The sequence below is a fragment of the Aurantibacter aestuarii genome, assembly GCF_003008425.1.
Taxonomy (GTDB): Bacteria; Bacteroidota; Bacteroidia; order Flavobacteriales; family Flavobacteriaceae; genus Aurantibacter; species Aurantibacter aestuarii.
On sequence record NZ_PXOQ01000007.1, the window covers coordinates 728196 to 751857 of the forward strand.

Consider the following 23662-nt stretch of genomic DNA (forward strand, 5'->3'; position numbering starts at 1 on the left):
GCATTATATTTTAACGTCAAGCTGAATTTATTTCAGCATCTTACAACTAGAGTTTGTCTTTAAATAATTGTGCGTATTCTTTTATGACATTTTTATCAAAGTAAGGCTCTTCGTTTATTCGCCCAATAAACTCCGTGTTGCTCATTTTTAAAATAATGTCTTCTGTGGTTGGATGTTTATCTCCGCTAAAAATAATTTTCGTTTTAAACCCTTTTTGTTCTAATAGGTTTAAGGTTAAAAGTGTGTGATTAATACTACCTAAATAATGACGTGAAACAACTATTACTTCAGCCTTTTTTGGGATAATGTCTAAAATGGTATTGCTATTGTTTAGAGGCACTAATAAACCTCCGGCGCCTTCAATAATTAAATGATTTTTAGTTTTTGGTGGTTTAATTTTTTTTAAATCTATAATAATACCATCAATTTCTGCAGCTGCATGAGGACTCATAGGTGTTTTGAGTGCGTAACTGTTGTTGTGAAATTGAGAAGTACTGTTGGAAATTAGTTTCTCTACTTTTTGAGCATCACCATAGTCTAACTCTCCAGATTGAATAGGTTTCCAATAGTCGGCTTGCAAGGCTTCAACTAAAATGGCAGATGCTATAGTTTTTCCTACTTCTGTAGAAATTCCGGTTACAAAATAGGTTTTCATTTGGTGTTAAATTCGGTTTTACAAGTTTCACATTGATATTGATAACGCGCATGGAAAGGTAATGTTCCAAATACAAATCCCAATATAAAGGCTAATAAAGATTTGATGCTATTTATGGTTGAAAATAATTCTACTTTTTCGCTTTTACAATTAGGGCAAGCGATAGGCTCTCCATTATTATCTAAGGAATATTTTGAAATACTTTCTAAGATTTGTTTGGCTTCAAAAACCTGAGAAGCTTCAACTTGAAGTTTCACGCCACCAATTGCATTACTAATTAATGGGTCGGTATCTATGGTGTGTTGGTCTGCTAGGTATACAGTAATGCCTTCTGCTTCAAGTCGGCCTTTTATAATTTGTGCTTCTGCAGAATAATTAAATCGCGCAATGGTTTTAAATTGATTAGCCATGTATTGAGGTTTTAAGTTGCTCTAAAACTTCTGTGATTTGCCCAATGGTATTGTAACTGTGCAAACAAAAGCGAAGTCGCTCTTCGTTTTTTGGTACTGTTGGACTTAAAATAGGTTTTACTTCAAAGCCATGTTTATTTAAAATTGAAGCCACTTGTTTTACATTTTCATTACCCGATATTAAAGCCGATTGTATGGCAGAGTTATTTATTATAAAATAACTAGTTAAACCAAGACGCTCTATTTCAGAATTAAAAAACAAAATATTAGCGCGTAAAGTAGATAGAGCTTTGGTACTTTTTAAAGTTTTATAAGCAGAAATAATTGTAGCTACTGCATGAGGCGCTAAAGCTGTTGTATATATTAGTGGTTTAGAAAAGTTAATAAGGTAAGTTTTTAATTGGTCTGACCCTAAAACTGCAGCACCATGACTACCTAATGCTTTACCAAAAGTTATAATTCTTGCAAAAATGGCGTCTGCTTTTTCTTTTGAATCTATTAATCCACAACCATTTTTACCAAAAACACCTAAAGCGTGCGCTTCATCTAAAATAATTTTACCGTTGTAGGTTTTAGATAATTTTAAAAGCTTATCTATATTTGGAGAATCGCCATCCATAGAAAATACAGACTCTGTTACAATATAAGTCGTGTCATAAGAACTAAATTTTTTCAATTTCAATTCTAAATCTTCTAAATTATTATGCTGAAATTTATAAGATTTAGCATGACTCATGTCTATACCTTCACGTATGGATGCATGGCAAAATTCATCATATAAAATAACATCATTACGCTGCGGTACACAAGATAACACACCAATGTTGGCATTATAACCAGAATTATATATAGTTGCACTTGTAGTTTGATGGAATTTTGAAATGGTAAGTTCTGCTAATTCATAAAGCGAATGATTACCTGTAAGCAATCTAGAACCGCCAGAGCCATTTAGCTCTACTTTAGAATTATGTAATAACTCTAAAGTAGAATTATAGATGTTTTTATTTTTAGCAAAACCTAAATAATCGTTAGAAGAAAAATCTACTAAATGAGAAGGCAATCCAAGTTGTCTTAAACTTTGATTGGCTAAACGTTGCTCTAGTTTTTGTATTAATTTAGGATTTAAATCTTGCATAATTTTCTACTCTTACAAATATAATTAAACAAGGACTTAAAAAGTAGGGTAAATAAAAAAGACTGCTGGAAACAGCAGTCTTTATATATAAGTATGTTAGTTGTATTATTCAATTTCTTTAATAAGATGAACGTAAACAGGGAAGTGATCACTAAAACCACCACTGAAGCCACCATCTGCAAAACTTCTAAAAGGATATCCTTTCCAGCGTCCTTTAGGATTTACTAAATATTGTTTATTAAAAATACCAGCTTTGTATAAATGAAATGTTTTGTAGTCTTCTTCAACAAAAGGTTTTGTTAACATAATTTGATCAAATAAACTCCAAGCATCTCTATATGCAGTGGTACCTAAACCTTCTTTTTTAAACATATCTATATAAGGATTGTAAATACCTTTAAACTTAACTTTATCTTTATTTCTTTCGGCCTCTAAAACATCTTTAACGCTAGCATTTGTTGGGTCATCATTCAAATCGCCCATTGTAATAATTTTAGCGTATGGATTTAAAGTTTGTAAAGAATCTATTATAGATTTATTAAGTTTTGCAGCAGCAACACGTTTTGCTCTACTTTTTGCTTCTCCACCACTTCTTGAAGGCCAATGGTTGACGATAAAATGCATCTCTTCACCATCTAAAAGACCAGAAACCAATAGTTGGTCTCTTGTGTAAATACGTTTTCTCGAGCCGTAATCAAATATTTTTAGTTCATGAGAACTTTTTGAAGTTGGTTGAAATGCTGTTTTTTTGTATAATAAGGCAACATCAATACTTCTAGCGTCTGGGCCATCAAAGTGTATAATGCTATAACCTTTATCAACTAATTGAGGGTCATTTATAACATCTTCAAGAACTTCTCTGTTTTCAATTTCACAAACTCCTATAATAGAAGCGCCGTTTGGATTTAAGTCTGTACCTATTTCAGATAAAACTCGTGCCATATTATGAACTTTCTTTTGATAAACTTCCGAACGATTTGCTCTAAGCTCCATCATCGGACTTGCTTCATCGTTTTTCTCAGGATCATTTATGGTATCGAATAAATTTTCTAAATTATAAAACGCTACCGTGTGTAATTTAAATTTTTTCTTTTCCTGTGCGTGCATAGTAAATAGTGCAGCAATAGTAAGGGTTAAGGTTAACTTAATTAATCTGTTCATTAAAACTTAGTGTTATGTTAATGTTATGTTATTTGCAAAATCTCTGCCAAAAGTAGATAATTATTATAAATAATGTAAATTTGCAGCCCTTTAGTAACGTAAATTTAATATTTAGGTTCTTTGTTAGGGAAATTTTAACAAACTATAAATTAATTTTAAAGAGAAAACATGAAAAAACTTTTATTGATTGTTTTGTTAGGCGTCTTTTCAACAATCAGTGCTTTAGCACAGGAAACTATTGTAAAAGGTAGTGTTGTTGATGGCGTAACAAACGAACCTCTTCCGGAAGTAACAGTAACTATTGAGGCCACTCAACAAGAAACTAAAACCGATGGTTTAGGATTTTTTAAATTTAGTACAACTCCAGAGTTAGGAGAGCAAGTTCTGGTAATTACAAAAGAAGGTTACACAACAAAAAGATTCCCAATAGTTATAAATGAAGGGGAAACTGTAGATTTAACTGGTATCTCAATGGATGTTGATATTACTGGTCAACAGGATTTGTTTACTATTACTTTAACAGATGATGAATTAAATGATGACGATAGTGGCTCTGATAATATTTCAGGTTTATTATCTTCTTCTTTAGATGTTTTTCAACGTACTGCAGCTTTTGAATTTAGTTCTTCATTTTTTAGAGTGAGAGGTTTAGATTCAGATAATGGGACTGTAATGATTAACGGTATCAAAATGAATAAATTTGATACTGGAAGACCACAATGGGGTAACTGGGGTGGCTTAAATGATGTGGTTAGAAACCAAGATTTAAGTATGGGATTACATCCAGCTTCTCATACTTTTGGAGGTATATTAGGATCTACTAATATTAACACTAGAGCTTCTAGCTACAGAGAAGGTGGTCAAATTACCTATTCATCTTCTAACAGAAGTTACACTAATAGATTAATGGCTAAATATTCGTCAGGCTTAATGCAAGATGGTTGGGCTTATACTATTATGGCAGGAAGACGTTGGGGAGACGAAGGTTTTCAAGACGCTACTTTATATGATGCTAATTCGTTTTTTGCTTCTGTAGAAAAAGTTATTAATGATAAACATAGTTTAAACTTCACCTCTATTTATGCACCTAACAGACGAGGGAGAACTTCTCCAAACACTCAAGAGGTTGTGGACCTAAAAGGTATTAAGTATAATGAATATTGGGGTTACTTAAATGGTGAAAAGAAAAATTCAAGAATAAGAGAGGTTGAGGAGCCTATTTTACAATTATCTCATTATTGGGATTTTAACGAAAAAACAAGTTTAAATACTACAGTAGCTTACCAATTTGGTAAAACTGGAAGTAGTCGTTTAGATTTTCCAGGTGGAAAAAATCCAAGTCCAGCCTATTATCAGAACTTACCGAGTTATCATTTGTCACAAATTGACGATGATGGACCAGATTTTACGTCGGCTTACTTGGCACAGCAAGAATTTTTAAATGATGGTCAAATAGATTGGAATGCTATATTTCAAGCAAATATTAATGATAATTCAGGACCATACAATACTAATTCTGCAGCTTATGTGTTGTATGAGGATAGAACAGACGACAAAACTTTATCTGTAAATTCAGTTTTTACTAAAGAAATTTCAGATAATATTTTAGTTAACGGAGGTGTAAACTATAGACGATTAAAATCTCAAAACTTTGCTGAAGTTATTGACTTATTAGGAAGTAATGTTGGGATTGCAAACGTAGATGCATTTAGTCAAGTAGATTTTAACTTACTTAACCCAGGTCAAGTTGCTAATGAAGGTGAGAAATACAGATATAACTACAATTTGTATGCAGACGAATTAGGAGGATTTGCGCAAGCACAGTTTAAATATAATAAAATTGACTTTTTTGTAGCGGGTAGTATAACAAAAACAGAATACCAAAGAGAAGGTTTGTATAAAAATGGAAACCAAGTATTTTATGAAGATGTTTTTAATACTGACGGTGAAAAAATTGGAGAAGTTGAAGTATTAGATAATTCTTCAGGGAAAGGCGATAAATTAGATTTTACAGGTTTTGGAGCTAAAGGAGGATTTACTTATAAAATCACTGGTAAACATTTAATAGACGTGAATGGCGCTTACGTACAGCAAGCACCAAACTTAAGAAACACTTATACCAATGCTAGAGAAAGTCAGGATTATGTAGGAGTGTCAAGAGGTCAAAATTTCCCGGGTGTTAAATTAACAGAAGAAAAAATTCAGTCTGTAGACGCAAGTTATATTTTTAGATCTCCTATCGTTAAGGCTCGTTTAACGGGGTTTTATACAAAAATAGAGGATGCAAATGAGGTGTCTTTCTTCTTTACTCAAGGTGAAGTTTCTGGGTTTATTCAAGAAACTCTAGCAGGGGTAGATAAAAGACATATTGGTGCAGAGTTGGGTATAGAGGCTCAGGTAACACCTACCATTAAATTAAAAGGAGCTGCTTCTGTAGGACAATATACTTACGATAATAATCCGTTTGTTTATTTAACTTCAACATCTGAAGACTTTAATACAAGATCTGAAGAAAATGATGGAAGTGTTGTAAATGACATTTACAAAACAGCTATAAAAGATTACAAAATTGCAGGTGGGCCACAACGTGCTTATTCTGTAGGGTTTGAATATAGAGATCCAGACTATTGGTGGTTTGGAGCAACAGCAAACTTTTTCTCTAATACTTACGTAGATATTAGTCCTTTAGCACGTTCTGCTTATTTTACACAAGATATTAGAGATGGAAATACCTTAAGCGATTATGATCCAAATGTAGCTAGAGAATTATTACGTCAGGAAGAAATTGAAGACTATATGGTTGTTAATTTAGTAGGAGGTAAATCTTGGAAAATTGGAGATAAATACATCGGGTTTTTTGCAAGTGTGGGTAACGTGTTAGATAAAGAATACAGAACTGGTGGTTTTGAGCAGGGAAGAAATGCTAACTACACCGATTTATTAGAAGATAGTTCAGGAAGCTCTAGAGTGTTTGCACCAAAGTATTTCTTTGGTAGAGGAGCTAACTACTTCTTAAATTGTTATGTAAGATTTTAAAAATTAAAAAGAAAAATATATATTTAATAAAAACGATTAGTATGAAAACAAATAAAATTTTAGCATTAGGTTTCAGTTTAGTAGCCCTGCTATTTATAAATTCTTGTGTTGAAGATGATGATTTTACAACACCAGACTTAACTGTAGCACCTGTAGATGTTGCTGCTTTGGGTCAATTTACATCATTTTCGAATATTGTTGCTCGTTATGATGCAGCAGTATTAGACGGTGAACAAATTGGTGTATTTTCTGTTGAAAATGATGCACCATTATATACTATAGGTTATGTAGTATCAGATGATGGAGCAGGTAATTTCTTTGAAGAAATTATCATTCAAAATTCTGTAGATGGAAATGATCCAGCTACTGATGTAAGAAGAGGTTTAAAAGTTGAAATTAATACAAGAGACTTAGGTGGAATCTATAACTTTGGTCGTAAAGTTTATATCAAGTTAAATGGATTAGCTATTGGCGAGGAAAATGGGGTATATACTTTAGGAAGATCTAATGGTAATAGTTTAGAGCAAATTTCGGAAGCTGAATTTACAAAATTCATTGTAAGAGATCCTGAAACAGCAACAATTACACCTAAATTAACTACAATTGCAGATTTAGGAGATTTAGACGAAAATACTTTCGTTAAATTAGATAACACTCAAATTATCAAAGCTCAGAAAAATTTAACCTATGCAGGTGAGGCTACCGATGAGTTTGATGGTTTTAGATCAATTTTAAGTTGCGATACAAATGCAACTATTTCTTTACAGACAAGTACATTTGCAGATTTTAAAGGTGCACAGTTGCCACAAGGTAAAGGGTCAGTTCAAGGCGTTTATTCAAGAGACTTTGGAGATGATTTTAGTGTGTTAATTTTAAATGGTACGGAAGATATTAATTTTACCGACCCTAACCGTTGTGATCCAGTAGTTTTAGACTGTGATGGCCCAAGTGGTGGTGGAGCTGCTATTTTCTCTGAAAATTTCTCAGGATTTGGTGGTTATGCAGCAGAAGGCTGGACAATGGTTAATGTAGATGGTGGAAATGTAGATTGGTTTATTAGCTCATTTAGTGGAAATTTCTATTCAAGAATTTCAGCTTTTAGTTCTAACGAATCAGAAGCAGAAGTTTGGTTAGTAACTCCAGGTATAGATTTAGATTCTACGACGGGTGAAGAATTTAGCTTTGACGTTGAAGCAGCCTTCTCAAATGGTATTATATTGTCTGTTTTAGTAACTGAAAACTTTACAGGAGACGTAACAACTACAGATTGGACAGAATTAGATGCAGATATTCAACAAGGTCCATCAAGTGGTTTTGGAGGTTTTGAAAGTAAAGGACCAATTAATGTATCTTGTTTAAATGGAACGGTTAATTTCGCATTCAAATATTCAGGTTCAGACCCTAGTGCAACAACAAGATATCATGTAGATAATGTTGTAGTAACCGGAAACTAAATTTTAATAACAAATTTGTTTTTAAAAGCCCGCTATGTATAGTGGGCTTTTTTATATATTTATTTGAATATTTTTTTGAGCTTTACCGTTTATAGGTAAAATATTACTGTTTATCTATTAACTTCACAAAATTATTTCACAGTGTTATTTAATTGTTACTTTAGGGTTAAAATTCTTTAATTCTATACATCAAATGAGAAAAATTACTTTACTAATCTTGCTCGTTTTTGGAATATATTCCATAAATGCACAAGTTTACCTTACTGAAAATTTTGATGCTTCAATTCCAGCAACCTGGACTATTACAGACGCAGGTGGTGCTACAGGGGACTCCTGGGTTTCTGGTCTACAAGGAGGTGCAAATTCCTTGAACGGATCTAATGTGGCTGTTGTTGATAGTGATGCGGACGGAAATGGTACACTTCTGTTAGAAACGTTGACATCTCCTGTGTTTGATACAACTGGTGCAACAAACCTATTTTTAGAATTCGATCAGTTTTATAGAAATGGCGGAGGAGATAGAGCGATTGTAGAAGTTTTTGACGGAACCAATTGGGTGGAGGTATTAAACCAGTCGGCAACTACGGGTGCATTTAATGCACCAAACGAACAAGCTATAAATATAACTGCTTTTAGCAATCCAAATATGCAAATTCGTTTTGTGTATAATGACAATAACGTTTGGGCATGGTACTGGTTAATAGATAATGTTGTGGTATCTAATTTATTGTGCGCAGAACCTACAGCGGTAACATTAACAAATATTACAAGTGATGGAGTACAGGTCAATTGGAGTCCAGGAGGAACAGAAACAGCTTGGAATGTAGTAGTTCAACCTGCAGGTACAGGTGTTCCAACAATGGGACCTAGTCAAACATCACCTTACATAGTAACAGGTTTAAATCCAAGTTCACCATACGAAGTTTATATTCAGTCGGCTTGTGGTGGAACAGACGGAAATAGTACTTGGGCTGGGCCATTCAATTTTAATACATTAAATGTACCACCACCACCACCAGTTGGTGTTACATGTGCTTCAGGAGCGTCTTCAACCGTTTTTACGGAGACATTTGGTACAGTTTCAGGTGCTGCGCCAGCAGGCTGGACAGGAACCGGTTTTGGAGGAGCTAATGGAAATTGGAGAATAACGAATCCAAGTGCAAACTCTGGAGGTACGGGACCAAATATTACTTATGATGGAAATCCAGGTGTTCATTTAGAATACGAAGCTTCAGGGAATTCAAGCGCAATTGCAAATGCAATATCTCCTGCTATAGATTTGTCTACGGCGGTTGACGGTGCTGAATTAGCCTTTTTTATGCATGCATTTGGTGACGATATGGGAACTTTAAATGTGGGTATTGGTACTTCTCCAACAGGACCATTTACAACTGAATATTCTTGGGTTGGTGACTTTCAAGCAACCGCAACGGAAGCTTGGGTGCCTATTGGTGTAGATTTATCAGCATATTTAGGTCAAGTCATTTATATACAATTTAGTTATGGAGGTGCAGGAACAGGTTTTGAAGGCGATATGTCTATCGACCAAATTACTGTAGAAACTTGTGGTACGTTTTGTATTGCACCATCAAATATTTTAGTGTCTAACATTACAGATACGACTGCTGATATTTCATGGGTTTCAAACGGAACTGAAACAGCTTGGGAAATTGTAATTCAACCTGCCGGTACAGGAGTGCCAACAGGAGCAGGTGTTCCAGGTGCATCAGTTTACCCAGCAACAGGATTAACTCCAACTACGCCATATGAAGTTTATGTAAGAGCTATATGTTCGCCTTCTGGCGAAAGTGTTTGGGCTGGACCGGTTAACTTTACAACAGAAAATGCACCACCACCACCACCAGTAGGAGTAACTTGTTCAACAGGTACATCTACAGCTATATTCACCGAAACTTTTGGAGCTGCATCTGGTGTAGCACCTGCAGGTTGGACAGGAACTGGTTTTGGAGGAGCAAATGGTAACTGGAGAATAACAAATCCAAATGCTAACTCCACAGGAACAGGGCCAAATGTTACTTACAATGGAAGTCCTGGAGTACATTTAGAATATGAAGCGTCAGGTAACGCTTCAGCGATAGCGAATGCCATTACACCAGCTATAGATTTAACAACTGCAGTAGACGGAGCAGAGTTATCCTTTTTTATGCATGCTTTTGGTGATGATATTGGGACACTTAATGTTGGTGTAGGTAATACTCCAACGGGACCATTTACAAACGTATATAGTTACATAGGTGCTTTACAAACTTTAGCAACAGACCCTTGGGTTCCAATAGGAATTGACTTATCAGCTTATTTAACTCAAACCATTTACATTCAGTTTAGTTATGGTGGTGCAGGTACAGGCTTTGAAGGAGATTTAGCTTTAGATCAAATTTCTGTAGAAACTTGTGGAGATTTTTGTATCGCTCCAACCAATTTAACAGTTACTAACATTGGAGGACAATCTGCAGATATTTCTTGGGTTGGAGTCAATGGAGAAACCTCTTGGAATTATGTCGTTCAACCGGCAGGTACAGGAGTACCAGCAAATGGTGCAGGTACCAATGTCATGGTGCCAAATGCTAATGTTACTGGATTAAATTTCTCAACACCATACGAAGTTTACGTACAAGCAAATTGTACTAATGGTATGACTAGTTTATGGGCTGGGCCAGTCAATTTTACAACTACTGTTCAAACTAATTTCACAGTAGATTGTAGTGCGGCAGCATTAGATTTTAATTATTGTTATACTAATAACGATGATAATGTATTTACATTTACAACAACAACTGGTTTCCCTGTAACCATTACTTTTAATCAAGGTACTTTGGAAGCATGTTGTGATGATTTTGATGTATTAGATACAGATGGAACACCTATAGAAGCCGATGTAACAGGAGATGTAACAGGACTTACTTATACATCTACAGGCGATACGCTTTCAATTGTGTTTGATGCAGATGGGAGTGTTAGTTGTGGATCAGGCTCACAAACGCCAATAAACGCAACTGTAATATGTCAAACTTGTATTGCTCCGGATGTGACCTTCACACCTATTGGAGATTGTAGTGCAAATCCAGACAATCCAGAATTTGTAATTGAAGTAAATATTATAGATTTTGGTTCTGTATCTTCAGTACAAGTAGCAGACGACCAAGGTAGTGCTGGGCAATTACCAGCAGGACCAGGTATTGTTACTATGGGGCCATATCCAGCAGGAACTGAAGTAATTATAGAAGTAAGTACAGATGACATTAATTGTATTGAGTTTAGTGACCCATTAACTATAGTGTGCCCAGCACCGCCAAATGAGTGTAGTATTATCTATGCAGGTCCAGACCAAGTATTTGATTGTACAGATAACACTATAGATTTAACAGCGAATTTCCAAGTGACTGGACAAGACTTTAATGTGTATGAAATTAATGCTCTTGGAGGATGTCCTACACCTATTTTATCAGGAGGTACACCTACAAGTTTAACAATAGACGACAGATGGTCTGATGTAGTTGATATGGGCTTTGATTTTTGTTTCTTTGGAGATACTTATAACCAGTTAGTTGTAGGTGCAAATGGTGCGATTTCTTTTGATCCTACCATAGCGGGAACAGGTTCAGGTTATTCATTTAATCAGCCAATTCCTAATAATACTTCAGCTACACTAAGAGATGTAAACATTTTTGTGGCTTATCATGATATTAATCCAAACACTTGTGGGGATATCAATTATACCATTTTAGGGTCAGCTCCAAATAGACAATTTGTATTAAATTACAATGCAGTATGTCAATTTAGCTGTACTACACAGCAGGCATCTATGCAGGCAATTTTATATGAAGGATCAAACAATATAGACATTAATGTTTTTGAAAAACCAGGCTGTGCATGGAATAGCGGAAGCTCTGTAATTGGTGTTCAAAATATGGCAGGAGATGTTGGTTTTGCTCCAGCGGGAAGAAACACAGGGAATTGGGTTGTAGATCCTTCTGCTCCTGAGTCTTATAGATTCTCTCCAGGTCAAAGTTCTACGCCAGATTATATATTTGAGTGGTATGAAGATGGTATCTTTATTGGTAATACAGAAACGATAACCGTTTTTCCAACTCAAACAACTACTTATGAGGCTACTATAACTTATACACAATGTGTTGGTCCTCCAGTGACTTTAACAGATTCTGTTACTGTAGAATTCAATGGTACTCCTGCAGACACAAGTTTCTCTGTAACACCAACATGTGACGGTGCGACAGTAACTATAGATGGGGATCCAGGCGGAACATTTGCATTTAACCCTTTACCTACTGATGGTGCTGTTATTGATGCATCTACAGGTACGGTAACTAATGGGACACCAAATGCAACATATACGATAGAATATAGTATTGACCCTACAAACATTTGTGGGTCAACTACGAGTGAGACTTTCACAGTATTGCCTCCAGTTGTAATTCAAACAGCTGCTAATATTGAAGTATGTGATGATAATAATGATGGGTTTTCAACTTTTGACCTAACCCCAGCAGGTGCTGAAATTATTGGAGGTCTTACAGGAGTTACTTTAACGTATCACGAAACTCAAGTTGGTGCAGATAATGGAACACCACTTATTGTAAATGAAACGGCTTATAATAACACTACTGCAACGAATCAAACTATATATGTAAGGGTTGAAGATAATTCTACTAATTGTTATTCAACTACTTCTTTCCAGATTGTAGTAAATGAGTTACCTGAATTAGAGTTTTATGATACAACTGGATATGAGGTTTGTCCTAATACGACAACGCCAATAACTATTGTAGCGTCATTAGATAACTTTAATGAAAGTGATGTAAATATTACATGGGAATATAATGGAGCCATAATTAACGGTGAGAGTAATTTAGATTTAAACACTGTTCTTTTAAGTGGAGATTACACTATTACAGCTACGAATATTTTAACAGGTTGTTCAGAATCAGAAACTGTTACAGTTGAAGAGTCAGCTAATTGTGTGATACCTCAAGGTATTTCGCCAAATAATGATGGATTAAATGATAGTTTTGACTTAAGTAGCTTTAACGTTCAGTCTATTGAAATATTTAATCGTAACGGTACAAAAGTATATGTGAAAAATGATGGTTATTCTAATGAATGGAGAGGTCAAAGCAATAGCGGAGATGAACTTCCAACAGGTACTTACTATTATATTATACGTTACCAAAATGGAAAACAAAAAGCCTCTTGGGTTTATATTAACAGATAATCTTTAAATCAACAATTTTAAAAAACAACAATGAGAAAAGTACATTTAATCATTTTATTGCTAGTTGGTTTCGCAGCTACCGCACAGCAAGATCCGCAGTATACGCAGTATATGTATAACATGAACATTATCAATCCCGCGTATGCAGGCTCATCTGGTACCACCTCAATTGGGGCGTTATACAGAAGTCAGTGGGTTGGTTTAGAAGGTTCCCCGAGTACAGGAACATTAACCATTCATTCGCCAGTGGGGAATCGTGTAGGTTTAGGATTATCATTAATTAGTGATGAAATAGGACCGGTAGAAGAGACTAATGCATATGCAGATTTTTCTTATACTATTCCAACAGGAGAAACCACTAAATTGGCTTTTGGTTTAAAAGCAGGAGCAACATTCCATAAAATAGGAACTGGCGAACTTGTAGTTACAGACCCGGGAGATGGTTTTTTTGCTCAAAATGTAGATGAGGTAACGCCTAACATCGGAGCTGGAGTTTATTTTTATAAACCTAATAAATACTATATCTCAGCATCTTTACCAAATATGTTAAATTCAGTTCATATTGATGTTAACGGAAATAAATTCGGATCTGAAACTAAGCACTTTTTTGGAGCAGCAGGTTATGTATTCGATTTATCTGAAAACTTCAAGTTAAAACCTCACACTTTTGTAAAGTATGCGGTTAATGCTCCAGTAAGTTTTGATGCCAATCTTAACTTGTTTATGTATGACTTAGTAGAGATTGGTGCTGGTTACCGATTAGATGATTCGTTTAGTGGCATGGTTAATTTTATGATTTCACCAAATTTAAGAATCGGATATGCTTATGATTCTATTCAATCAGATTTAAATGTCGTGACCAGTTCATCGCATGAAATCTTTATTAATTTCGATATTTTCGTTCCATCAAAAGTATCACGTTCACCACGTTACTTTTAATCAAGAACTATTTATCATAACCATATAAAGCAGACATAAAAATGAAAAATATACAAATAACCATCTTAACGCTTTTTATAGCTGTAGCAGGATTCTCTCAGAATAAATCTACAGAAAAGGCAGATAAATTATTTAAAAAACTACAGTTTGTAGATGCTATAGAGGCGTATAATAAATTAGTTGAAAAAGGAGAAGGCGACACATACGTTTATGGTCAATTAGCCGAAGCCAATTTCAATATCTATAATACGGCTGAAGCAGAACGTTGGTATGCAAAAGCACTTGTAAATAATGAAGAACCAGAAATGATTTACAACTATGCTCAAATGCTAAAAGCCAATGGAAAGTATGAGGAGTCTAATGCACAAATGCAAAAATTTGCCAGTCTAAAACCAAGAGACGATAGAGCTAAAGCTTTTAAGGCAGATTCGGATTATTTACCAAAGTTATTAGCTGCAAAACCAGGTTACGAATTAGAATCTTTAGGGTTTAATTCAGAGTATTCAGAGTTTGGAGGAACAGTAGAAAACAATATGTTATATTTTTCTACAGCAAGAAACACCTCAAGAAAAACATACGGGTGGAAAGAAGAGCCTTTTTTAGATGTTTATCGAGTAGCTTTAGGGGCAGATAACCAAGGAGCAGAAGCAGAGAAAGTAAAAAGTATTAATACAAAGTATCATGAAGGTTTAGTAACCTTTAGTCCAGATGGAAACACGATGTATTTTTCTAGAGAAAGCTTTTATGATGGAGTTTACGAAAAACTGGAAGACAACAAAACTAAAGTAAGTGTAATACACTTATATATGGCAACTAAGGATGGAGATGATTGGAAAAAAGAAAAGCCACTACCTTTTAACGCAGATACATACTCTGTAAAAAACCCAAGTTTAAGTAAAGACGGCAGTACCTTATACTTTGCCTCAGATATGCCAAACGGTTATGGTAAGTTTGACCTTTATAAAGTTATGGTTAATGCAGATGGTACCTTTGGAGAACCAGAAAACTTAGGAGATAAAATTAATACAGAAGGACAGGAAATGTTTCCTTTTATAAGTGACGATAATACCTTATACTTTTCGTCTACAGGACAATTAGGTATGGGAGGATTAGATGTTTTTGAATACAGAAACGGAGTTATTAAAAACTTAGCAGCACCGGTAAACTCTAGTGCAGATGATTTAGCTTTTACGATTAATGAAGATACAGGAGAAGGTTATGTGTCTTCAAACCGAGAAGGAGGAAAAGGTGGCGATGATATTTACAAAATCATGCGTATCAAGCCTTGCTATACAGATGTTGTTGCTACTGTTGTTAATGCAGAGACAAATGAAGTTTTAGTAGACGCTATGGTAGAGATTAAAGATGTAGATGGTAAAGTCGTTCTATTAGAGAAAACTGATGCTAATGGACAAGTGTCTTATAAGACATTATGTGAAACAGCTTTAAGTTTTACAACCAAAAAGCCAGATTTTGAGAGCTCATTAATAAGTTATATAGCTCCAAAAGCAGAAATGGACAATTTGGAAATTCCTCTTAAGCCAATAGATAAAATTATTGTTAAGGATGAAGTGGTGTTAAATCCAATTTTATTTGACTTTGATAAGTCTAACATTACACAGCAAGGCGCATTTGAGCTAGATAAATTAGTAGCTGTGATGAATAAATATCCTGAAATGGTCATCTTCGTAAGATCACATACAGATTATTTAGGTTCAGACAAGTATAATATGCAATTATCAGAGCGCAGAGCTCAAAGCACAGTGCAATATGTTGTATCTAAAGGTATAGATGCAAGCAGAATTACAGGTAAAGGATTTGGAGAGTCAGATCCTAAGATAGATTGTGCTAAGAAATGTACAGATGAAGAGAGACAAATAAACAGAAGATCTGAATTTAAAATTGTGAGCGGCAGACCACAATAGGTTTAAATAATTAACTTTTGAAAGGACTCCAAAAATTAAAAATTTGGAGTCTTTTTTTTGTTTTTATTTCTACAAGCTAAAGTTTTTGCTAAGTAGAAGAATTCAAAAAGCTATAAAAATCCAAAATTTGGACGTTTTAACTATTAAAATCTTAATCTAAAATTTTTAAAAACAGTCTATTTTATAGATAAATAGTTAATAAATCGGATGAATTTTTTTCGGTGTGTTAAATATTGCTTTTCGATTATAACAAACTATAAATCAGCTAATTGTGAGTCTTATTTTTTATATATTTATATTAAAATCAGCTACTTATGAAAATCATAATTACACTTTTAGTTTTATTTGTAACCACTACTGCTTTTTGTCAGGTTGGTATTGGAAAAACAAACCCTACTTTTATCTTAGATATCAATAGCCGTACTCTAAATTTAAATGGAATCAATCTTGAGCATACCAGTTTTAACAGTCAGTTTATGGCTGAAAACTCAACAAGAACTCTGGTTTTTAATAATTCTTTAACCACGGGTCTGTATAATTATAGGTTTGCTGGAACCACTAGATTTATAATGGATAATGTTTCACTTAGACCAGCAATTAACTCTAACGATAATTTAACTCTTGGCGGATTAGATATTGGGCGTTTTGATTTTCATTTTAGAAGAGTTTATACCCAAGGTATTCACACCAACGACGATAATGCAGCAGGAGGACTAAGAATTAATATTGGAGCCGGCGGAGGTACTTCTGCAGATTATGTGTTTAGTGATTTTGCACTTTATCCCGTTTTAAATAATAATAGAGATCTTGGAAGAAATGGTAATGCTTGGCGTACTTTGTATTATCAAAATGCTTCTCAAACGTCCGACAGAAGAATGAAAAAGAATATTTTGGAGAACAATAAAGGATTAAGTACTGTAAAGGCCATGAAAACATTTACTTACAATTATATTGATGATACTTCAGATAGAATGCATTATGGATTTATGGCTCAAGACTTCCAAGATTTATTACCTGCATTAGTCGATAATACAAATAAGGAAACAGGCATGCTTGCTGTAAACTATATAGAAGTAATACCTGTATTAGTTAAAGCAGTTCAAGAGCAAAATGAAATTATAGAAAGTCAGGCAACTAAAATTTTGGCTTTAGAAGACGAAATAAAATTAATTAAAGAGAAGTTAGGAATTTAATACCAACTATTAACATTAAGAAAAGTCTTCAATTCATTTTGAAGACTTTTTTTATGTTATGTACTCAGCTACAAAAACTTTATATTTGTAGGAGATGAAAAAGATAATAAAACCAGAAGAAGGCGATTATTACCTAACTCCAGAGGGCTATAGGTGTTTTACAGAGCAATACCATTTAAAAAGAGGTTATTGTTGTGAAAGTGGTTGCAGGCATTGTCCTTATGGATTTGATAAATCAAAACAAAAAACAAACTAAAGTTTGGATCTTATATTTAAAACATATAAAATTTTAATTGCTCACACACATCATCGTGTAGATATTCGTTATCCATAGACTTTCATTTTATTTTTAAATGAATTTACTCACCTTAAACGAATATAAAATGAACTTTAAAGAACAAATATTACAAGGAATTCCTTCAGAATTACCTCAAAAAAAACACTACGACACCTCAATAAATCACGCGCCAAAACGTAAAGCTATTCTTTCAGCCGAAGAAACAAAATTAGCTTTAAAAAATGCCTTACGATATTTTGATAAGAAGCATCATGCTGCATTACTTCCAGAATTTAAAGAAGAGCTGGAGTTATATGGAAGAATTTATATGTATAGATTCTTACCGGACTATAAAATGTATGCACGACCTATAAAAGAATATCCTGCGCAATCAAAACAAGCTGCAGCGATAATGCTCATGATACAGAATAATTTAGATCATGCGGTTGCACAACATCCACAAGAATTAATAACTTATGGTGGTAATGGTGGTGTGTTCTCTAATTGGGCGCAGTATTTATTAACCATGAAGTATCTCGCTGAGATGAATGATGAGCAAACCTTAGTGATGTATTCCGGTCATCCCATGGGATTATTTCCTAGTCATAAAGATGCTCCTAGAGTAGTTGTAACTAATGGTATGATGATTCCAAACTATTCTAAACCCGACGATTGGGAAAAATTTAATGCATTAGGTGTTACACAATATGGTCAAATGACTGCTGGTAGTTATATGTATATTGGTCCGCAAGGGATTGTTCATGGAACCACAATAACAGTTTTAAACGGCTTTAGAAAAATAGGAAAACAACCTAAAGGTAATTTATTTGTGACATCAGGATTAGGTGGTATGTCTGGCGCTCAACCAAAAGCAGGAAACATAGCTGGATGTATAACAGTTTGTGCAGAAGTGAATCCCAAAATAACACAAGTGCGTTTAGATCAGGGATGGATTGACGAAAAAATTACAGATTTAGAGGTTTTAGTAGCAAGAGTTCGAAAAGCAAAAGAACATAAAGAAACCGTATCCATAGCTTACCTTGGTAATGTTGTAGAAGTCTGGGAAAAATTTGATGCAGAGCACATTCATATAGATCTGGGAAGTGACCAAACGTCGCTTCACAATCCATGGGCTGGAGGTTATTATCCGGCCGATTTGTCTTTTGAAGCAGCTAATGAAATGATGGCGAATAATCCTGAAGAGTTTAAAACGCATGTTCAAAAGAGTCTTAGAAGACATGCTGAAGCAATAAATAAACATACAGCAAAAGGCACTTATTTTTTTGATTATGGAAATGCCTTTTTACTAGAAGCATCTCGTGCGGGAGCAGATATTATGGCTGAAAATAATATAGATTTTAAATATCCAAGTTACGTACAAGACATTATGGGACCTATGTGTTTCGATTATGGTTTTGGACCATTTCGTTGGGTTTGTGCTTCAGGAAAACCAGAAGATTTAGAAAAAACAGATGCTATAGCTTGTGAGGTACTTGAAGAAATTAAGAAAAATTCTCCCAAAGAAATACAGCAACAAATGGCCGATAACATTCAATGGATAAAAGGCGCACAAGAAAATAAATTAGTGGTAGGTTCTCAAGCTAGAATATTATATGCAGATGCTGAAGGACGTATGAAAATTGCTGAAGCCTTTAATAATGCTATAAAAAAAGGAGAAATTGAAACCGTTATTTTAGGAAGAGATCATCATGATGTTTCTGGAACCGACTCTCCTTATCGTGAAACTAGTAATATTTATGATGGGTCACGCTTTACAGCAGATATGGCCATCCATAATGTTATTGGCGATAGTTTTAGAGGTGCAACTTGGGTAAGCATTCATAATGGTGGTGGCGTTGGCTGGGGTGAAGTTATTAATGGTGGATTTGGTATGGTTCTTGATGGTAGTAGTGAAGCGTCAAGACGCTTAAAATCAATGCTTTTCTGGGATGTAAATAATGGTATTGCTAGAAGAAGTTGGGCAAGAAATAACGAAGCTGTTTTCGCAATAAAACGAGCTATGGAGGCCGAACCAAATTTAAAAGTAACATTACCTAATATTGTAGATGATGCGTTGTTAGACTAACATTAAATTATAAATGCTATGAAAAAACACATGTACTTTATTGTTGCCTTAGTTGGTGTATTATGCTTTACCTCTTGTAACTCGGTTAGAGTAGCGTCAGATTATGATACTAAAGCAAACTTTAATAATTATAAAACCTTTGCTTATTTTAAAACAGGTATTGACAAAGCAGAAATTAATGATATTGATAAGCGACGCATTTTAAGAGCAATTGAAAGTGAAATGTTAGCAAAAGGTTTCACAAAATCTGAGAATCCAGACTTGTTAATTAGTATTTTTACTAAATCAAGAGAAAACGTCAACATCAATAGAAATAATTGGGGCTGGGGATTTGGTTATGGCTTCTACGGAGCTTCTTTTGGCACCTCTGTATCAACTTCAACAGAAGGAACGTTATATGTTGATTTAATTGATGCCAATACAAAAGAATTAGTTTGGCAAGGTCAAGGTTCTGGATATTTAACACAAAATGTGAGAAAGAAACAAGAACGTATTAATGAGTTTGTTGAAGAAATTCTTGAAGCTTATCCACCAGAAATGGAAAAATAATAAACATTTACTATATAAAAAAAAGGAGCTTGTTATAAGCTCCTTTTTTTATATTCCATACCAACCCGTTTTAATCGATAAGTAAATCCTTGTTAGGGTTGTTAAACGTGTCTTGTTCATCCTTTCTTAACTTACGTCTTAACCACATTTTAAGGCGTACTGAAAGATAAAATAATGCTGGTACTACAATAAGAGTTAAAAACGTTGCTACAAATAATCCATAAATAACTGTCCATGCTAATGGTCCCCAAAAAATAACATTATCTCCTCCAAAATAAATATTAGGATTAAAATTACTAAACAGACCAAAGAAATCTATATTTAATCCTATGGCTAATGGTATTAAACCTAAAATAGTTGTAATAGCGGTTAATAACACAGGTCTTAAACGGGCTTTGCCAGACTGTATGACTTGTTTTAAAAGCTCTCCTTGTTCTAAATAGTCGTCTTCATCTAAATCTAATTCCTTCTTTTTTCGGTCTATTAAAAGTTGTGCGTAATCTAGAAGTACAACACCATTATTTACAACAATACCAGCAAGAGATATAATTCCCATCATGGTCATCATAATAACAAATGAAGATCCAGAAAGAACAATACCACCAAAAACTCCAATTAAACTTAAAAAGATAGCTATCATAATTATAGTTGGCTTAGAAACAGAGTTAAATTGAAAAATTAGAATTAAAAAGATTAAACCTAATCCTGTAAAAAACGCACCCATTAAGAAGGTCATTTGCTTATTCTGTTCTTCAATTTGACCTGTGTAATCTATTTTAACACCTTCTGGAAGTGCTTCAAAATTTTTCATTTCATTTTGAATCTGACTCACCACTGCACCAGCATCTGTAAATCCTGGAGCTAATGCAGAGTAAACGGTAACAACACGTTTGGTATCTCTATGTTTTATAGCGCTAAACCCTGAATTGTTACGTTGTTTAGCTACAGAAGATACTGGAATTTCCTTAATTTGCCCAGATGCCATATCTCTAAATGTTATTTTCTGATTAAAGATGGCGCTTTTATTATAGCGGTTTTCTTCATTAAAACGTACGTAAATATCAAAATCGTCCCCATCTTCTTTATAAATCCCTGCTTTTGCACCAAATAAAGAATTTCTTAACTGTTGGCCCACTTGTCCTGTGCTTACACCAAGTTCTCCTGCTTTTTCACGGTCTACGACTACTTGCATAGCAGGTTTATCTTTATTAACATCAATCTTTAACTCATCAATAGCTGCTATGTTTTTGCTATTAATAAATTCACGCATTTTTTCAGCTAGATTAATTAACTCATTATAATCATCGCCTTCAATTTCAATATTAATTGGCGCTCCAGCTGGTGGACCATTTTGGTCTTTTTCAACAGAAATTAATACACCTGGGTAAATACCTACTAAGGCTTCTTGAACTTTTTGTCTTAAAACTTCACTGTCTTTGCCTTTTCTATATTTATACTCACGCATAGAAGCGGTTATTTTTCCCTTATGAGGCATTTCTGCAGCAGAACCACCATCGGTTTGAGGGTTTCCTGCACCTTCACCAACCTGAGAAACTGCACTTTCCACTAAGAAATTTTCGCCATCTTCAATGTATTCAGAATCGTTAATAACGTTATATACTTTTGCTTCAATTTCTTTAGTAATGGCGTTGGTTTTTTCAATATCGGTACCTTGAGGATATTCGATATAGACAATAATCTGATTTGGTTTATTGTCTGGGAAAAATTCAATTTTTGTTCGCTGAGACGCAACAGATGCACCAAAACCTATAAAAGCAATAATTAAAAGAGCAAAAGTTGACCCAATAATAATTTGTGGTCTTTTGCCTTTTAGAGCGCCACTTAAGACACGTTCGTAAAAGTTTTCTAATTTAACTAAAGTTTTATCTTGGAAATTATTAGCCCATTTTCGAATAAAAAAGCGGTAAGCCCAAAGTAATATGGCGGTAAAAATCATTAAAGTTCCTAAACCGCGGTAAGTGCCACCAAAAATTAGAATTAAGAGTCCAATACCACCAATTATGGAAGTGACTTTAATTATTTGTTTTAAAGGCATTTCTTTATCCTGAATAGTCATAAACTCCGACACTAAAACCGAATTAAAAAATATTGCAACGAATAACGAAGATCCTAAAACTACAGATAATGTAATTGGAAAGTATACCATGAATTCTCCCATTACACCTGGCCATAAACCTAAAGGGATAAAAGCGGCTACTGTTGTTGCGGTAGAGATTATAATTGGAAAAGCAATTTCTCCAATCCCTTTTTTAGCAGCTTCTGTTCGGCTTAAACCTTCGTCTTCCATTAGTCGGTAGACATTTTCAACCACAACAATACCATTATCTACCAGCATTCCTAGTCCCATAATTAATCCGAAAAGAATCATGGTATTCATCGTATATCCTAAATACTCTAAAATCATTAAAGACATAAACATGGACATAGGTATTGCAAAACCTACAAAAAGTGCGTTTTTAAATCCTAAGAAAAACATTAGTACCGTGACTACCAGAATAATACCGAATATGATATTATTCACCAAGTCGTCCACTTGTCCAATGGTTTTTGATGACTGGTCGTTAGTAATAGTTACTTTAAGATTGCTTGGGAAAACGTCTTCAATTGCATTTTTTACAATCACCTCAATTTCTTCTGCTGCGGCTACCATGTTTTTTCCCGCACGTTTTTTCACATCTAACATAACCACTCGGTCTCCAAACTCACGAGCGTAAGTGGTGCGGTCTTTTTCTTTAAAAGCTACTTTTGCAACATCTTTAAGATAGATAGGGTTGTTGTTTTCAGATTTTACGACAAAGTCATTTAAGTCCTGAGGATTTTCAATTTCACCAATAATTCTAATGGTTCTTCTTTGTCCGCTATTAATAAAATTACCTGCAGACATGGTGGTGTTTCCTCTGTTTATGGCGTTTATAATATCATCAAAACTAACCTGAGAGGCCATCATTTTATAGATATCTACCGCAACTTCTACTTCTTTTTCTTGAGCACCACGAATATCTACTTTTTTAATTTGTTTTAAATCTTCAATTTCGTCCTGTAAATATTCGGCATATTCCTTTAATTTTTCAACAGGATAATCTCCAGATATATTAATGTTAAGAATCGGAATTTCTTCAGACATACTTAACTCAAACACATTGGGTTCTACTTTGGCACCGTTAAAAGTAGGCCAGTCTTCTCCCGAAGTTTCACTATCTATTTCGTCTTTAACTTTTTGCTTGGCTTGTTCTACTGTAATCTTTTCATCAAACTCCACAACCACCATAGAGTAGTCTTCTTGCGAGGTTGACGTGATTTCTACAACATTACTTACAGTTTTTAGCTTGTCTTCTAAAGGATCTGTAATTAGTTTTTCGATATCTTCTGCTGTGTTTCCTGGAAATAAAGAACTGATATAGATTTTAGTTTCTTTAATTTCAGGAAAACTCTCTCTAGGCATACTAAAGTAGGCAGATCCACCTAAAAACAAGATTAACGCTATAGCAATATAGATGGTAGTCTTGTTATTTATTGCCCAGGTGGACAGGAAGAAATCCTTATCGGTATTTTTTTGTTTTTTACTCATGC

14 protein-coding genes are annotated in these 23662 nt (G+C 34.3%); 9 read left to right on the plus strand and 5 right to left on the minus strand.

The window, feature by feature from the left end; translation table 11 throughout:
- Positions 1-46: 46 nt before the first annotated feature.
- From bioD to C7H52_RS04545, 4 genes are all read right to left on the minus strand, one after another.
- Complete coding sequence (bioD, locus tag C7H52_RS04530; protein WP_106462694.1) at positions 47-655, minus strand: dethiobiotin synthase; 609 nt, start codon at positions 653-655, stop codon at positions 47-49.
- The gene (locus C7H52_RS04535; RefSeq protein WP_106462695.1) at positions 652-1065 is read right to left on the minus strand and encodes a putative signal transducing protein; all 414 of its coding nucleotides are present in this window, start codon (positions 1063-1065) and stop codon (positions 652-654) included. The genes bioD and C7H52_RS04535 overlap by 4 nt, the downstream gene beginning before the upstream one ends.
- Positions 1058-2200, minus strand: a complete 1143-nt coding sequence (locus C7H52_RS04540) for an aminotransferase class I/II-fold pyridoxal phosphate-dependent enzyme (RefSeq protein WP_106462696.1) — start codon at positions 2198-2200, stop codon at positions 1058-1060. Before C7H52_RS04540 ends, C7H52_RS04535 begins: the two co-directional genes overlap by 8 nt.
- Positions 2201-2305: 105 nt before the next feature.
- The gene (locus C7H52_RS04545; RefSeq protein WP_106462697.1) at positions 2306-3361 is read right to left on the minus strand and encodes an endonuclease/exonuclease/phosphatase family protein; all 1056 of its coding nucleotides are present in this window, start codon (positions 3359-3361) and stop codon (positions 2306-2308) included.
- Between the two features lie 168 nt (positions 3362-3529).
- On the opposite strand from C7H52_RS04545, the gene C7H52_RS04550 reads away from it, so the two are divergent.
- The 9 genes from C7H52_RS04550 to C7H52_RS04585 all read left to right on the plus strand — a co-directional run bounded on the left by C7H52_RS04550 (position 3530) and on the right by C7H52_RS04585 (position 20071).
- The gene (locus tag C7H52_RS04550; RefSeq protein ID WP_106462698.1) at positions 3530-6397 is read left to right on the plus strand and encodes a TonB-dependent receptor; all 2868 of its coding nucleotides are present in this window, start codon (positions 3530-3532) and stop codon (positions 6395-6397) included.
- 41 nt (positions 6398-6438) lie between these two features.
- Positions 6439-7851 carry a DUF5689 domain-containing protein gene (locus tag C7H52_RS04555; protein ID WP_146130005.1) on the plus strand — a complete coding sequence of 471 codons (1413 nt, stop codon included), beginning with the start codon at positions 6439-6441 and terminating at the stop codon, positions 7849-7851.
- 193 nt (positions 7852-8044) lie between these two features.
- Complete coding sequence (locus C7H52_RS04560) at positions 8045-13102, plus strand: fibronectin type III domain-containing protein (protein ID WP_106462700.1); 5058 nt, start codon at positions 8045-8047, stop codon at positions 13100-13102.
- Positions 13103-13132: 30 nt separating this feature from the next.
- Positions 13133-14041: a PorP/SprF family type IX secretion system membrane protein gene (locus tag C7H52_RS04565; RefSeq protein ID WP_106462701.1), complete on the plus strand. Its 909-nt coding sequence runs from the start codon at positions 13133-13135 to the stop codon at positions 14039-14041.
- A gap of 41 nt (positions 14042-14082) precedes the next feature.
- A complete protein-coding gene (locus C7H52_RS04570) occupies positions 14083-15966 on the plus strand; it encodes an OmpA family protein (RefSeq protein ID WP_106462702.1) in 1884 nt (627 codons plus the stop codon).
- Between the two features lie 314 nt (positions 15967-16280).
- Positions 16281-17159 (plus strand): tail fiber domain-containing protein, encoded by an 879-nt coding sequence (locus tag C7H52_RS04575; RefSeq protein WP_106462703.1) that lies wholly within the window; start codon positions 16281-16283, stop codon positions 17157-17159.
- A gap of 94 nt (positions 17160-17253) precedes the next feature.
- Complete coding sequence (locus C7H52_RS13410; protein WP_181256203.1) at positions 17254-17415, plus strand: DUF5522 domain-containing protein; 162 nt, start codon at positions 17254-17256, stop codon at positions 17413-17415.
- A gap of 127 nt (positions 17416-17542) precedes the next feature.
- Positions 17543-19522, plus strand: a complete 1980-nt coding sequence (locus C7H52_RS04580) for a urocanate hydratase (RefSeq protein WP_106462704.1) — start codon at positions 17543-17545, stop codon at positions 19520-19522.
- An 18-nt stretch (positions 19523-19540) separates the two neighbouring features.
- A complete protein-coding gene (locus C7H52_RS04585) occupies positions 19541-20071 on the plus strand; it encodes a DUF4136 domain-containing protein (protein ID WP_106462705.1) in 531 nt (176 codons plus the stop codon).
- Positions 20072-20141: 70 nt separating this feature from the next.
- On the opposite strand, the gene C7H52_RS04590 is transcribed toward C7H52_RS04585, so the two are convergent.
- A complete protein-coding gene (locus tag C7H52_RS04590) occupies positions 20142-23660 on the minus strand; it encodes an efflux RND transporter permease subunit (RefSeq protein WP_106462706.1) in 3519 nt (1172 codons plus the stop codon).
- Positions 23661-23662: the final 2 nt, after the last annotated feature.